Source organism: Nocardiopsis sp. NPDC058631, from assembly GCF_042716955.1.
In the GTDB taxonomy this organism is placed as follows: domain Bacteria; phylum Actinomycetota; class Actinomycetes; order Streptosporangiales; family Streptosporangiaceae; genus Nocardiopsis.
In genome coordinates this window covers 11,909-26,477 of record NZ_JBHXQY010000009.1, presented here as the reverse complement: position 1 = coordinate 26,477, position 14,569 = coordinate 11,909, and the positions used below count along the sequence as shown (strand labels likewise).

The 14,569-nt window shown below is 70.2% G+C and carries 12 protein-coding genes; 11 read left to right on the top strand and 1 reads right to left on the bottom strand.

Annotated elements, in window-relative coordinates:
* The first annotated feature begins 23 nt into the window (after window positions 1-23).
* The gene (locus tag ACFWTE_RS05340) at window positions 24-197 is read left to right on the top strand and encodes a hypothetical protein (RefSeq protein ID WP_378778089.1); all 174 of its coding nucleotides are present in this window, start codon (window positions 24-26) and stop codon (window positions 195-197) included.
* 64 nt (window positions 198-261) lie between these two features.
* On the opposite strand, the gene ACFWTE_RS05335 is transcribed toward ACFWTE_RS05340, so the two are convergent.
* A complete protein-coding gene (locus tag ACFWTE_RS05335; protein WP_378778088.1) occupies window positions 262-2,910 on the bottom strand; it encodes a S8 family serine peptidase in 2,649 nt (882 codons plus the stop codon).
* Between the two features lie 633 nt (window positions 2,911-3,543).
* Between ACFWTE_RS05335 and ACFWTE_RS05330 the strand changes: the two genes are divergently transcribed.
* The 10 genes from ACFWTE_RS05330 to trmD all read left to right on the top strand — a co-directional run bounded on the left by ACFWTE_RS05330 (window position 3,544) and on the right by trmD (window position 14,500).
* Window positions 3,544-4,545: an ABC transporter substrate-binding protein gene (locus tag ACFWTE_RS05330; RefSeq protein ID WP_378778087.1), complete on the top strand. Its 1,002-nt coding sequence runs from the start codon at window positions 3,544-3,546 to the stop codon at window positions 4,543-4,545.
* 1 nt (window position 4,546) lies between these two features.
* Window positions 4,547-5,581 carry a FecCD family ABC transporter permease gene (locus ACFWTE_RS05325; protein ID WP_378778086.1) on the top strand — a complete coding sequence of 345 codons (1,035 nt, stop codon included), beginning with the start codon at window positions 4,547-4,549 and terminating at the stop codon, window positions 5,579-5,581.
* A gap of 117 nt (window positions 5,582-5,698) precedes the next feature.
* Window positions 5,699-6,874 (top strand): signal recognition particle-docking protein FtsY, encoded by a 1,176-nt coding sequence (gene ftsY / locus ACFWTE_RS05320; protein ID WP_378778085.1) that lies wholly within the window; start codon window positions 5,699-5,701, stop codon window positions 6,872-6,874.
* Window positions 6,875-7,346: 472 nt separating this feature from the next.
* Window positions 7,347-8,675, top strand: coding sequence for an ammonium transporter (locus tag ACFWTE_RS05315; RefSeq protein ID WP_378778084.1), 1,329 nt, complete (start codon window positions 7,347-7,349; stop codon window positions 8,673-8,675).
* A 391-nt stretch (window positions 8,676-9,066) separates the two neighbouring features.
* Entirely contained in the window at window positions 9,067-10,269 is a 1,203-nt protein-coding gene (locus tag ACFWTE_RS05310) for a hypothetical protein (RefSeq protein WP_378778083.1), read from the top strand.
* A 273-nt stretch (window positions 10,270-10,542) separates the two neighbouring features.
* Window positions 10,543-12,138, top strand: a complete 1,596-nt coding sequence (gene ffh, locus ACFWTE_RS05305; protein WP_378778082.1) for a signal recognition particle protein — start codon at window positions 10,543-10,545, stop codon at window positions 12,136-12,138.
* A gap of 244 nt (window positions 12,139-12,382) precedes the next feature.
* Complete coding sequence (rpsP, locus tag ACFWTE_RS05300) at window positions 12,383-12,850, top strand: 30S ribosomal protein S16 (RefSeq protein ID WP_378778081.1); 468 nt, start codon at window positions 12,383-12,385, stop codon at window positions 12,848-12,850.
* Between the two features lies 1 nt (window position 12,851).
* Window positions 12,852-13,094, top strand: a complete 243-nt coding sequence (locus ACFWTE_RS05295) for an RNA-binding protein (RefSeq protein ID WP_378778080.1) — start codon at window positions 12,852-12,854, stop codon at window positions 13,092-13,094.
* A 118-nt stretch (window positions 13,095-13,212) separates the two neighbouring features.
* Window positions 13,213-13,725, top strand: a complete 513-nt coding sequence (gene rimM, locus ACFWTE_RS05290; protein WP_378778079.1) for a ribosome maturation factor RimM — start codon at window positions 13,213-13,215, stop codon at window positions 13,723-13,725.
* Between the two features lie 10 nt (window positions 13,726-13,735).
* A complete protein-coding gene (gene trmD, locus ACFWTE_RS05285; RefSeq protein ID WP_378778078.1) occupies window positions 13,736-14,500 on the top strand; it encodes a tRNA (guanosine(37)-N1)-methyltransferase TrmD in 765 nt (254 codons plus the stop codon).
* Window positions 14,501-14,569: the final 69 nt, after the last annotated feature.

Here is a 14,569-nt window from a genome sequence, read left to right as displayed (position 1 = left end):
ACGGTCGTGAGGAGGGATGGCGGATGGACGGCGGTTTCTGGGCCCTGGCGGGGATGGTGGCGGTCATCGCCGTCTCGGTGGCCGCCCTGGTCTGCCTGGTGCACCACACCCACCAGAGGGCCGTCTCGGAGATCAACGAGCAGAACGACCTCCGCGTACACCTGGAGCGGCGCCGGCGGGGCGGCGGCTCGGCCTGAGAGCCGTCGGCACGGCGGAGGCCGCCCTCCCCGGAGGGAGGACGGCCCCGTGGCGCGTGCGGGGCTACCCGCGGTCGATGGTGATGACCGGGGAGGTCCAGGTCTCCCAGTGGTCGGGGTTGTCCGGGTCGCCGAGCGCCTTGAGCGCGCGGGCCTCCAGCCGGTAGGAGCCGTCCCTCACGTCGGTGATCCGGCCGTGGCTGTCCACGACCGTGCCGTCCCACGGGTAGCTGAAGAACGACGTTCTCGTCGCGCTGCGGTGCACGTAGTCCACCGACACCCCCAGGTTGCGGTCGGGGTGGACGGGGCGGCCGGTGCGCTCGTCGATGACGACCATGTCGAGCCTGGTGACGTGGTGGTCGAAGTGCGCGATCACGTACGGGACGTCGGGCAGGCCGTCGGCCCACTCCATGGTGTAGGTGGCGCCCTCGGGCTGGTTCTCGAACGTGCCGCCGTCGGCGCTCGCGCAGTCCAGGCCGGAGAAGGCCTCGCACTCCGTGATCCTGGTCAGCCACGGCAGGTCCGCGACCTGGCCCGACCCGTCGGTGATCGGGGTCATCGCCTCGATCTGCTGGTAGTCGCCGTTGTAGGCGGCGTACGGCACCCGGTAGGTCTCCCCGCCGGTCTCGGTCACGGAGACGTACCCGCCGTAGATCATCTGCTCGAAGTCCTGGGCGGGCGGGGTGACGGTCACCTCGACCTCCACGGACCCTCCGGCGGGGACGGTCACCGAGTCGCTGTCGAAGGACACCCCGGCGGAGCCGTCGTTGTACCCCGGCGCGAACGTGTCGCCGTGGGTGCCCAGGGCGGCCTCGTGGGCCAGCTCGTACGTGGCCTCCTCGCCACTGTCGTTGGTGATGGTGACCGTCTCGGTCACGGCCTCATCGGTGGCCCCGAGGGACAGCTTTCCGGGGGTCACGGTGGTGGCGGCGAGCACGGAGCCGGGGACGTCCAGCATGCCCGCGCCCTGGCGGTGCACGTTGTCGGAGAGGCCCAGACCGGGGTTGCCCCACCAGTGCTTCGGGTCGGCGCTGTTCTGGAGGACGGTGCGCACCTCGTGCGAGTCCAGGTCCGGGCGCGCCTGCAACAGCAGCGCGACGCCGCCCGCCACGTGCGGGGAGGACATGGAGGTGCCGCTGATGGTGGCGTAGGCCCCCTGGTCCATCGGGTAGGTCGAGTTGATCAGTCCGCCGGGTGCGCCGATGTCCGGCTTGAGGGCCAGGTCGGCGGCCAGGCCGAAGGAGCTGAAGGAGCTGATCAGCCCGCCGGTCGGGTTGGGGATGGTGATGTCCTCGCCGGTCCAGGTGAGGGTGACGGGCTCGTCGCCCTCCAGGAGCTCCAGCAGGTGGGCGCCGGCCTCGTCGGAGACACCGATGGAGAACGCGCCCTGGTCGACGATGCCGCCGCCGGCGAACATGCCGGCCACGTTGTTGTACATGACGACGCCGGTGGCGCCCGCGGCGAGGGCCGCGTCGTACTTCTCGGCGAAGGTGCACTCGCCGCGCACCATCAGGGCCGTCCTGCCCTCCACGTCCGCGACCTCGTCGCCCAGGGCGGTGCATCCCCTGCCGACGTGGACGAGCTCGTCGGTCTCACCGGAGGTGGGTGGCGGTTCGGCCGCGCCCATCTCCATGTACGCCAGCTCCTCGCCGCTGGGATTGGCGGTCACGGACGCGGCCTGGATGTGGGTGTTGTCGAAGGAGGCGACGCCGATCACGTCCTCGCCGAGGCCGGGGGCGCCCGCCGAGTACAGGCCGCTGGCTCCTGAGTTGCCGATGGAGGCGACCACGACCATGCCCTCGTCGACGAGGTTGTCGGAGGCGACGGCGGTCGGGTACTGCGGCCAGGAGTGCGAGGAACCGATGCTCATGTTGAGCACGTCCATGTCGTCGGCGAGGGCCTGCTCCATGGCCGCGATCATGATGTCGGAGGTGGTGGACCCGGTGCAGCCGAACACCTTGTAGGCGCCGAACTCGACGGAGGGCGCCACTCCTGTGACCTCGCCCTCGGCCCCGACGATCCCGGCGACGTGTGTGCCGTGCCCGTTGCAGTCCTGGGGGTCCTCGTCGGGGACGGGGACGGAGGCGGGGTCGCCGGCGTTGAAGTCGTCGCCGACGAAGTCGTGGCCGACGACCACGCGGTCGCCGGGGAATCCGCCTCCGCCCAGGTCGGGGTGGGTGTAGTCGACCCCGGTGTCCATGATGGCCACCCGGAGCCCCTCGCCTGTCAGCCCGAGTTCGTTCTGGGCTATGTCGGAGCCGGTCATGGGGAGGGCGGTGTTCAGGTCCGGGACGTTCTCGCTCGTCTCGGGGATCTGGTAGGTGACGACCGGGTAGATGGCGCTCACGCCGGGGATCTCCCGCGCGGCGCCGACCTGGGTGTCGTCCATCTCGACGGAGAAACCGTTCCACAGTTCGCTGAACGAATGCCGTTCGGTGTACTCCAGGCCGTGCTCCTCCGCCTCGGCCCGGAAGTCCTCGTGCTCTCCGTCCACCCGCGCGGAGGAGGTTCCCCCGGTGGTGGGTGGGCTTTCGAACTCGATGAACCACAGGCCGTTGGCCTGGTGGGTCAATTCACCGTTCTCGGAGGAGGGTGCGGGATGGAGGGGGGCCAGCTCGGACACCTCGTCGGCGTTCGCCGGTGTGGAGGCGGCGAGGCCCGCTACGAGTGTCAACCCGGCGAGCGCTGCCAGGCGTGATCGGTGGGGTACCACCTTGTCAACACTTCCCTTCTCGGTGCACGCCGCTGGACACCGGGGGAGCGGAGTACCCCACTGGGGATGAAAGTGGTGCTCAGGGGGATACGCCGCTTCATGTCCGTACTCGATTGATCGGCGCGCATAGCAACGAGATCATTGCCGTGTGCCATGAAAGTGTCAATGTTCGCGAAGACTCAATATGGCCACATGGCGTTATCAAGTGTCACTAGTTGCTGATGTTTCGCTTGAGGTTCATAAACGGACATACATTGCTTTTTCTATTCCAATGGGATGAAAAGCATTGTGGTACGGGGTTCTCTTTCTTCCCCCCGTTCCGGGGTGGCCCGGTCCGTTTTTAGAGAAGGCGCAGGTCAGGGTGGGCTCAGGGTCGCCAGCGAGGGTCCGGGTGGAGCCGAGTAGGCTGGGATCGTCGGGCCGCCTCCGGGCGGCCTGTCCGGTGTCGAAGGAGCGAAGTCCGGTACCGCGGCCACACCAGGCCGCCCAATCCGGCGCTGTCCCGCAACTGTGAAGCCCCGTCCGGCGGGGACGAGCCAGGTCGCCTCACGGCATCGACGTACCCGTCCTCGTGGGAAGGACAGGCAGTCTCCGCCAGGACCGTGCTCCTTCCCCCACCCCACAAGGAGCACCGTGCGGATCGCACGCCGAATTCCCGTCCTCCTCCTCGGAACCACCCTCGCCCTGACCGCCTGCGGCAGCGGGGCGGACGGCGGTGAGCCCGAGGCCGAACCGACGACCGACGCCGCGCCCGTCGCCTGCGGCGCCCCCGAGGCCGACCCCGACCGCCCCGCGGTGGGCGACGGCACCTTCCCCGTCACCGTCACCGGGGCCACCGGCGACCTCACCGTCGAGGAGGAGCCCGAGCGGATCGTCTCCCTGTCGCCGAGCCACACCGAGATGCTCTTCGCCATCGGGGCGGGTGACCAGGTCGAGGCCGCCGACGAGTACTCCAACTACCCGGAGGACGCCCCCACCACGGCGCTGAGCGGTTTCGAGCCCAGTGTCGAGGCCGTCACCGAGTACGACCCGGACCTCGTCGTCCTCGCCCGCAGCGCCGAGGACACCGCCTCGCAGCTGGAGACCGTGGGCATTCCCACCCTCGTCATCGACGCCGCCATGGGCCTGGAGGACACCTACGCGCAGATCCGCCTGCTCGGAGACGCCACCGGGCGCACCGCCGAGGCCGACGCCGAGGCGGACCGGGTCGAGACCGAGTTCAACGCGGTCGTCGACGGCGTGTGCGACGCGGCCGACGGGGCGGGGCTGACCTTCTACCAGGAGCTCGACGAGACCTCGTTCTCCGCCACCTCCGAGACCTTCGTCGGGCAGATCTACCAGTCCTTCGGTCTGGTCAACATCGCCGACGCGGCCGACGACGGCTCCGCGGGCGGCTACCCGCAGCTGTCCCAGGAGTACATCGTCGAGGAGAACCCCGACCTGATCTTCCTGTCCTACGGTGACGAGTCCACGGTCGACGACGTCGCGGGGCGTCCGGCCTTCGACACCGTCACCGCCGTCCAGAACGACGCCGTCCACCTGCTCGACGCCGACGTCGCCTCCCGCTGGGGGCCGCGCGTCGTCGAGTTCGCCGAGCTGGTCGGCGGGGCCGTCACCGAGAACGCGGGACGCTAGCGTGAAGGGCGGTGCCGGCCTCCCCGTCGGATGGGCCGCCGTCGGTCTGGCAGCGCTGGTCGCGGCGGGCCTCTTCGGCATCTCCGCCGGAGCCGCCTCCCTGTCGGCAGCCGATATCGTCCGCCACCTCCTCAGCCTCCTGCCGCTCGGGGTGGAGTCCCCGCTGACCGAGCGGCAGGCGGCCCTGCTCGTGGAGCTTCGCCTGCCCCGCGTGGTGATGGGCGCGATCGTCGGCGCACTCCTCGCCACCGCCGGCGGCGCCTACCAGGGTGTGTTCCGCAACCCGCTCGCCGATCCCTTCCTTCTCGGAGCCGCGGCCGGGGCCGGGCTCGGCGCGACCCTGGTCATGGTCTTCGGGCAGGACTTCAGCGACTCCCCCCGTGCGCTGGTCCCCGTCGCCGCCTTCGTCGGGGCGCTCCTCGGGGTGGCCGCCGCCTACCTGCTCGGCTCCACGGCGGGCGGAGGGGGCACGGCCTCCCTCGTCCTCGCAGGGGTCGCCGTGTCCTCCTTCCTCTCCGCGGCCCAGACACTCGTCCAGCAGCTGGGGGTCGACCAGCTCCAGCGCATCTACGCCTGGCTGCTCGGCGGCCTGGGCCGGGACGGATGGAACGACGTGCGGCTGATCGCCCCCTACGCCGTGGTCGGCCTGGTCGTCCTCCTGCTCTCCGGCTACCTGCTCGACATGCTCGCCCTGGGCGACGACAAGGCCGTCAGCCTGGGTCTGAACCCGGCCGCGGTGCGCATCGTGGTGATCAGCGCCGCGTCGCTGGCCACGGCCGCCGCGGTGTCGGTGAGCGGCCTGATCGGCTTCGTGGGGATCGTCGTCCCGCACGTCGTGCGTCGGCTGGTGGGCTCCAACTACCGTGCGATCCTGCCGGTGACAGTGCTGTTCGGCGGAGCGTTCCTGGTCGCGGTGGACATCGTGGCCCGGACCCTGGTGTCGCCGGCCGAGCTGCCCATCGGCGTGGTGACCGCCTTCCTCGGCGCGCCCTTCTTCGTCCTCATCCTGCGCACCACACGCCACCGAGGCACCTGAGACTCGCCAGGAGGGGCCCCACACCCTCTGCGCCGGACCTACCGGGCCGTTCGTGCCCGGCATGCCACACGGTCGTGACGCGAATGCGTCGAACACTCTGGGAGACTGGTGCACGCTATGGACATCACCTTGATCGCTGTCATCGTCATCGTCGTCGCGCTCCTGGCCGTCGGCGGGTTCTTCCTGGTCAGGATCCGAAGCCGGGTCAAACCGGGCCAGGAGGAACCCGGACCCGAGACCACGGGGGCCGCAGGGGCGACCGCCGTCGAGGAGGACCGGGACAGGGACTCCGGGACCGTCCGCACGCCTCCCTCGCACGCTCCGCCGGAGACCCCGGCGGCCCCGCCCGCCGAGCCGGAGCTGGAGACCCCGCCCCCCTCCGCGGGACGCATGGTGCGCCTGCGCGCCCGGCTGGCCCGGTCGCAGAGCTCCTTCGGTCAAGGGCTGCTCAACCTGCTCTCCTCCGACACCCTGGACGACGACGCCTGGGAGGAGATCGAGGACACCCTCATCACCGCCGACATCGGTGTGACGTCCGCCTCGCAGATCGTGGAGAGCCTGCGCACCCGCGTCAAGGTGCTCGGCAGCCGCGGCCCCGACGAGGTGCGCGCCCTGCTGCGCGAGGAGCTCCTCGCGCAGCTCCGCACCGACGCCGACCGCACCGTGCGCACCGAGCCCCACGGCGACCGTCCCGCCGTGATCATGGTGGTCGGTGTCAACGGCACGGGCAAGACCACGACCACCGGCAAGCTGGCACGCGTCCTGGTCGGCGACGGGCGCAGCGTGGTCCTCGGCGCCGCGGACACCTTCCGCGCCGCCGCCACCGAGCAGCTCCAGACCTGGGGCAGCCGCGTGGGGGCTCCGGTCGTACGCAAGGAGGAGGGCGCAGACCCGGCGAGCGTGGCCTTCGACGCCGTCTCCCGCGGCATCGAGGAGGGCGCCGACACCGTCATCATCGACACCGCGGGACGCCTGCACACCAAGACCGGCCTGATGGACGAGCTGGGCAAGGTCAAGCGTGTCGTGGAGAAGAAGTCGCAGGTCGACGAGGTGCTCCTGGTCCTCGACGCGACGACCGGGCAGAACGGCCTGCGCCAGGCCCGCGTGTTCGGCGAGGTCGTGAACGTCACCGGTATCGCGCTGACGAAGCTGGACGGCACCGCCAAGGGCGGCATCATCGTGCAGGTCCAGCGGGAGCTGGGTGTGCCGGTCAAGCTGGTGGGGCTCGGTGAGGGCCCCGACGACCTGGCGCCCTTCGACCCCGAGGTCTTCGTGGACGCCATCCTGGGCTGAGACCGGTCCGCCCGCAGGGCGGAGGGCGGAGAACGTGGCCGGGCACCCGAGCGGGTGCCCGGCCACAGCCGTGTTCACACGGTGCGAACGCGGGCGTTTCCCGGCATCACCGCTGGTGTGATCCACTTCATACGATCGACATGCCGGTGAAACACGGAATGCCGCCTACTTGACGGTGCCACCGTTATGGACGTGAGATCTGACTGAGGGTGCCTTGATGATCGCTCTCCGCTCATGTGGTGGGGGTCGCTCTGTGCCGGTGCACGTGCGTTCGGGCGTGCTGGGGGTTCGGTTCATGGTGCGTTAACACTTCTGGCTGTCCTTTTACCCCCGCGCAACACTTCGGGCCCCGAGGAGAAACACCCCGGTCGGAAGGTTGCCTGCGTGGTGATCTGCATCGGGCCCGATGATGCGCTCGCTGACTGCCGCCCTCACAGACACAATCCCCCGTCCGTCCTATGGAGGCGACGCAATGATTGACACCGGCAACACGGCGTGGCTGCTCATCAGCGCAGCACTCGTGATGCTCATGACCCCGGGCCTGGCCTTCTTCTACGGAGGCATGTCCCGGGCGAAGAGCGTCCTGAACATGATGTTGATGAGCTTCGCCAGCATCGCGATCGTCAGCGTTCTCTGGGTCCTGGTCGGCCACTCGCTCACCTACTCCGACGGGGGCCCGCTCAACGCCTTCATCGGTGGCTTCGACTACGTCGGGCTCAGCAGCCTGATCGGCGAGATCGAGCCCGCGGCCGACGGGGCCGGCGGCTACCCGCTGCTCGTCGACGCCGGCTTCCAGATGATGTTCGCGGTCATCACCGTGGCCCTCATCAGCGGCGCGATCGCGGACCGCGCCAAGTTCGGCGCCTGGATGCTCTTCGCTCCGGTCTGGGCCCTGCTCGTCTACTTCCCCGTCGCCCACTGGGTCTGGGGCGACGGCTGGGTCGGCGGCCTGACGATCGGCGGATACGAGGTCATCGACTTCGCCGGCGGTACCGCGGTCCACATCAACGCCGGCGCGGCAGCGCTCGCGCTGACCTTCGTCCTCGGGCGCCGCAAGGGCTTCGGCTCCGAGTCGATGCGTCCCCACAACCTTCCGTTCGTCCTGCTGGGCGCCGCGCTCCTGTGGTTCGGCTGGTTCGGCTTCAACGCCGGTTCCGCCTACGCCGCCGACGGCACCGCCGCCCTGGCCCTGGTCAACACCCAGGTCGCCACCGCCGCCGCCACCGGCGCCTGGATGCTCGTCGAGCGCCTGCGCTACGGCAAGGTCAGCGCGCTCGGCTTCGCCTCCGGCGCCATCGCCGGCCTGGTGGCCATCACCCCGGCCGCCGCGAACGTCACCCCCCTCGGCGCGATCGCCGTCGGTGCCCTGTCCGGTGCCGTCTGCGCCTACGCCATCAGCTGGAAGTTCAAGTTCAAGTACGACGACGCGCTCGACGTCGTGGGCATCCACATGGTCGGCGGCATCATCGGTTCGCTCGTCCTCGGCTTCCTGGCCGCGGGTGTGACCGGCGGTGTGGACGGCCTCTTCTACGGCGGCGGCATCGGGCTCCTGGCAGTCCAGACCATCGCGGTCGTCGGCGTCATGCTCTACTCCTTCGCCGTGACCTGGGTCATCGCCAAGATCATCGACCTCATCGTCGGGTTCCGCATCACCGAGGAGGTCGAGACGAACGGCCTGGACCACGAGCTGCACGCCGAGTCGGCCTACGCCTTCGAGGAACTCGACGAGATCGAGGCAGAAGCGGTCTCCTCGCCGACGCCTCCCGGCGGGGAGACGGCCTCACCGCAGGTCAAGGCCTAGGCCTCAGCGTCGAGGTCGGCGGCCCTGCACCGTTGACGCGGTGAGGTGGCCAGGGGCCGGCGGGAAAATCCCGTCGGCCCCGTTTTTGTGCCCTAGAGTGCTTCGTGGCATATATGGCCATTCGCGGGCCGGTATTGGCCGTGGCCTGCGTGTTGGTTCGGTACCATTTCTGAGCGGCGCGGCGGTGCAGCCGCGGGACGCGTGCGCTCGGCCGGGGACGACGGCCGAATCACAGATGCGTCTCGGCGCCTTTCCAGGGGACCGGGGTAAAACCAGGGGCCGCGCATCCGCGTCTCACGCCAAGAACGGGTCAGGGCCGGCCATCCCGCCGCCCACCCGGAAACCCACGCTGATTCGTACAGTGCCCCACAGGTCGGGGTCAGGAGGCAAGATGGCGCCGGTTAGTCACTTCAGGGGTCGCAGGGGCGGGCGCGCCGCGCTCGCCGCGACGAGCGCGGTCGCCGTGCTCGGGTTGACCGCGTGCTCCATCGACCTGAGCAACCTGCGCCCCGGAGGGGGCGAGGAGGAGCCCAGCCCCGAGCCCGCCGAGCCGGTGGCCGCGGCGCCGCTGCTGGAGAGCGCCCTGGCCGACCTCGCCGCCTACCCGGCGCTCACCGCCACCGGGCAGGTCGCCGAGACCGTCGGTTCCTCCGAGGTCCGGGACGCCTCGCTCACCGTCGCCGACACGGGCGCGACCAGCGGAACCATCCGCGCCAACAGCGTCGAGGCCGACGTGCTCGCCGCAGACGGCAAGCTCTTCATCCGCGCGATCGAGGACTTCTGGCTCGACCAGGGCGTCTTCGGTCCGGACTTCGACGACTTCAGTGAGAACTGGGTGCGCTCCTCCGCCGCCCATGCCGGGCTCAACCCCAGCGCCACCCTCGCCCCGCCGGATCTCTCCGCGATCCTCTCCGCGATCGAGCTGGACTCCGAGGAGGCCGTCGAGGAGAACCTGGACGGCACCCTCACCTACCGGGTCGACCTCGCCGGTGAGCGCAACCAGGTCTGGATCAACGCGGAGACCGAGCAGATCCAGCGCATCGCCATCGAGGAGCTCGTCCCCGAGGGCGCCGAGACCGGCCCGCAGGTCCGGTTGGACCTCGCTGAGGCCGACACCGCCGCCGTGGAGGAGCTCTACGACGGCATCACCGCCACAGCCGAGGACGACCTGACCGGCTCCAGGGACGCCAGGATCGAGGTGGGATGGGACGGCAACCCCGAGATGAACTGCGAGGACGGCCCCAACTGCACCTGGTCGGGTACCGTGAGGGACGCGGGCGGCGACGGCAGCGGCGACGTGACCGTCCGCATGGACGTGACCTTCACCAACGCCGACATCGGTGAGCAGACGTGCGACGACGGCGGCACCCTGGAGGCCGGTTCGACCCTGGACCTGTCGTGCAGCGCCGACTACGGCATCGTCAGCTCCACCCAGCAGAGCTACACCATCGACGGTGAGGCCCAGCTCTCCACCCGCGGCCTGAGCGGCGGCCAGCAGGAGGACATGCTGGCGGCCCTCGCCGAGCAGCGCGAGGCCACCCTGGCCGGCGGCGCCCCCTCGGAAGAGGAGTCCGAGGAGGACGAGGGCAACTAGCCCCCGCTTCGGCCCCCGCTTCCGGGAAGGCCGCCGGACTCCCACCGCGGGTCGGCCGGTTCCTCGCGAACCCGCCCGCAGAACCTCCGGCAACCCCGCGGGCACCAGGCCAGGACGGCAGACGGTGGCAGCGGTCACCGACGACACGGAGGGCGGGGCGCACAGGCTCCGCCCTCCCCCCGTTCCCGACCCCCGCAGCCTCGGGCTACTGTCCGGCGGCGGTGGGCGGGTAGGCTGGGAAACCACTTACGAGACGAAGGACTGGCCAAACTCGTGTTCGAGACGCTTTCCGACCGGCTGACCTCGGTCTTCTCCTCGCTGCGCGGCAAGGGGCGGCTGTCCGAGGAGGACATCAACGCGACCGCGCGGGAGATCCGTCTCGCGCTGCTGGAGGCGGACGTCGCGCTGCCGGTGGTCCGCGAGTTCATCGCGCGGATCAAGGAGCGCGCCCGCGGTGAGGAGGTCTCCAAGGCCCTCAACCCGGCGCAGCAGGTCATCAGGATCGTCAACGAGGAACTGGTCGAGATCCTCGGCGGCGAGACCAGGCAGGTGCGGTTCGCCAAGAACCCGCCCACCGTGATCATGCTCGCCGGCCTCCAGGGCGCGGGTAAGACCACCCTGGCGGGCAAGCTCGCCAAGTGGCTGGCGGCCGACCGCAACACGCCGCTGCTCGTCGCCGCCGACCTCCAGCGCCCCAACGCCGTCACCCAGCTCCAGGTGGTCGGTGAGCGCGCCGGCACCCCGGTGTTCGCTCCCGAGCCCGGCAACGGCGTGGGCGACCCGGTCGAGGTCGCGCGGGCGTCCGTCGAGCACGCGCGCCGCAACAACCACAACGTCGTCATCATCGACACCGCGGGCCGCCTCGGTGTGGACACCGAGCTGATGCGGCAGGCCGCCGACATCCGCGACGCCGTCAGCCCCGACGAGATCCTCTTCGTCGTCGACGCGATGATCGGCCAGGACGCGGTCAACACCGCCCAGGCCTTCCTCGACGGCGTCGGCTACGACGCGGTCGCGCTCACCAAGCTCGACGGTGACGCCCGCGGTGGTGCGGCCCTGTCCATCCGGCACATCACGGGCCGCCCGATCATGTTCGCGTCCACCGGCGAGAAGCTGGAGGACTTCGACCTCTTCCACCCGGACCGGATGGCGTCGCGCATCCTGGACATGGGTGACGTCCTCACGCTCATCGAACAGGCACAGCGCACGTTCGACGACGCCGAGGTCGAGAAGATGGCCTCGACCATGGCCTCGGACGACGACTTCACGCTGGACGACTTCCTCCAGCAGATGTCGATGGTCCGCAAGCTCGGCCCGATCGGCAACCTGCTCGGCATGATGCCCGGTATGGGGCAGATGCGGGACCAGATCGACAACATCGACGACAAGGACCTGGACCGGATCCAGGCGATCATCCAGTCGATGACCCCGGGGGAGCGCGCCCACCCCAAGACGATCAACGGCTCGCGCCGCCTGCGCATCGCCAACGGCTCGGGTACCCAGGTCAGCGACGTCAACGGCCTGGTCACCCGCTTCTTCGAGGCGCAGAAGATGATGCGCAAGATGAAGAACGGCGGGATGCCGGGCATGCCCGGGATGCCCGGTGTGGGCGGTGGCAACCGCAAGAAGGCCAAGGCCCAGTCCAAGAAGGCGAAGAAGGGCAAGCAGCGCAGCGGCAACCCGATGAAGGCCCGCCAGCAGGAGGCCGACCGCGCGGCCGAACGCCAGAAGCGCCAGGAGGAGGGCGGCCAGCAGATGCCGCAGCTGCCCCCGGGCCTCGGCGGAGGCGGCGGGCAGCCCACGCTCCCGCCCGGTTTCGGCGGACCCAACATGCCGGACCTGTCGAACTTCAAGCTGCCCAAACAGTAGCGAAGGCCACACGCGGCCCGTCCCCCGAGCGGGGGCGGGCCGTTCGTCGCGGTGACACCACGCGGGGGCCGGTGTCCTGGCCGAGGAACGCGCTCGCGTCTGGCACAATGAGTAGTCGACTAACGGTGGACGGGTCAGCCCTCTAACTAACCCGCCACCCACGTCTTGCCTAGGCGGGTACTGCAACCCCACGTGGTTTCGCTGCCGGGCGCCGAACACCGTTCATCGGGAGAAGACCACTCCAGTGGCTGTCAAACTGAAGCTCAAGCGCATGGGCAAGATCCGTACGCCCCAGTACCGCATCATCGTCGCCGACGCCCGCACCAAGCGTGACGGCAAGGCGATCGAGGAGATCGGCAAGTACCACCCCAAGGAGCACCCGAGCCTCATCGAGGTCGACTCCGAGCGGGCGCAGTACTGGCTGTCCGTGGGGGCCCAGCCCTCCGACGCGGTCAAGGTCCTCCTGCGCAAGACCGGCGACTGGCAGAAGTTCAAGGGCCTGCCCGCCCCGGCTCCGCTCCAGGTCGCCGAGGCCAAGGACCCCGAGGCCAAGGAAGCCGCCTTCCAGGCCGCGCTGAAGGAGCTCGTGCTCCCCGGTGGCGAGGGCAAGACCAAGGCCAAGAAGACCGAGAAGAAGACCGAGAAGGTGGAGAAGGCGGCTGACAAGCCCGCCGAGACCGCCGAGGCCGAGAAGTCCGAGGGCGAGGCCTGACGTGCTGGAAGAGGCGCTTGAGCACCTCGTGAAGGGGATCGTTGCGAACTCCGACGAAGTCCAGGTGAGAGCCAAGCGGCTCCGCAAGGGCAAAGTCCTGGAGGTCCGGGTCCATCCCGACGATCTCGGCAAGGTGATCGGCCGCAACGGCCGCACCGCCAAGGCCCTGCGGACCGTCATCGGCTCCCTCGCCGGGGGCCGCTACGTCCGCGTGGACCTGCTGGACCTGCACGAAGTGCGCTGACGCGCCTCTTGGGGCGCCGACCACAACGGTCGGCGCCCCGTAGTTGTGCCCGGGGCAGCGTGCCCCGGGCACAGTTTTCCCGTCTCCAGGTGGGACGGGCGGAAGGACGGAACCTCCCATGCGACTCGTTGTGGGCCGGATCGGCCGCGCGCACGGTATCCGGGGCGACGTCGCCGTCGACGTCCGGACGGACGACCCCGCGGCCCGTTTCGCCGACGGCACCGAGATGGCCACCGACCCGGCGGCGGCCGGGCCGCTCACCATCGCGTCCAGCCGCCGCCACAGTGACCGGCTGCTGGTGCGCTTCCGGGGGATCGCCGACCGCGACTCCGCCGAGGCGCTGCGCGGCACCCTCCTGTTCGTGGACTCCCAGGACATCGCCCCCCTGGACGACCCGGACGAGTTCCACGACCACGAACTCATCGGACTGGCCGCAGTGACCACCGGGGGCGATGCCGTCGGTACGGTCGGCGACGTGCTCCACCACGCACAGGACGTTCTGGTCGTCGCCACGCCCGAGGGCGGCGAGGTGCTGGTGCCCTTCGTCGCCGCCCTGGTCCCCGAGGTCGACGTGGCCGGGGGCCGGATCGTCATCGACCCCCCGCCCGGCCTGCTCGACCTCGCCGACTGAAGGGCGCCCCGTGCGCATCGACATCATCAGCATCTTCCCCGACTACTTCGCCCCGCTGGACCTGTCCCTGATCGGCAGGGCCCGCGCCTCGGGGCTGCTCGACGTACGGGTCCACGACCTGCGCTCCTGGACCCACGACCGGCACAACACCGTGGACGACACCCCCTACGGGGGAGGCCCGGGCATGGTCATGAAGCCCGAACCCTGGGGGGAGGCGCTCGACGAGGTCGTGGAGGGCGCTCCGGCGCGGCTGATCCTGCCCACCCCCAGCGGCCGCCCCTTCCGGCAGGCCGACGCCGAACGCCTGGCCGGAGAGGAACGGCTGGTCTTCGGGTGCGGGCGCTATGAGGGCATCGACTCCCGGGTGGCCGCGGACGCCGTACTGCGGATGCCGGTCGAGGAGATCAGCATCGGCGACTATGTGCTCAACGGGGGCGAGTCCGCGACGCTGGTGATGGTCGAGGCGATCACGCGGCTGCTGCCGGGTGTTCTCGGCAACACCGAGTCGGCGGTCCAGGACTCCTTCGCCTCCGGCGGCATGGAGAACCTGGTGGAGGGGGCGGTGTACACCAAGCCCGTCACCTGGCGGGACCAGGAGGTGCCGCCGGTGCTGCTGTCCGGCAACCACGGGGCGGTGGACCGCTGGCGCCGTGACCAGGCGCTCCGCAAGACCGCGCGCAACCGGCCCGACCTCGTCGACGCGATGCCGGAGGGGTACCTCGACCGGCGTGACCGGGAGGTCCTCGCCGAGGAAGCGGTTCGGGAAGCCACCTGACATGTGGCAAACTGGGTGGGTTCCCCCTTGGTGACCCATGGCATCCGCATGCCGGCGGTACGACGTCGG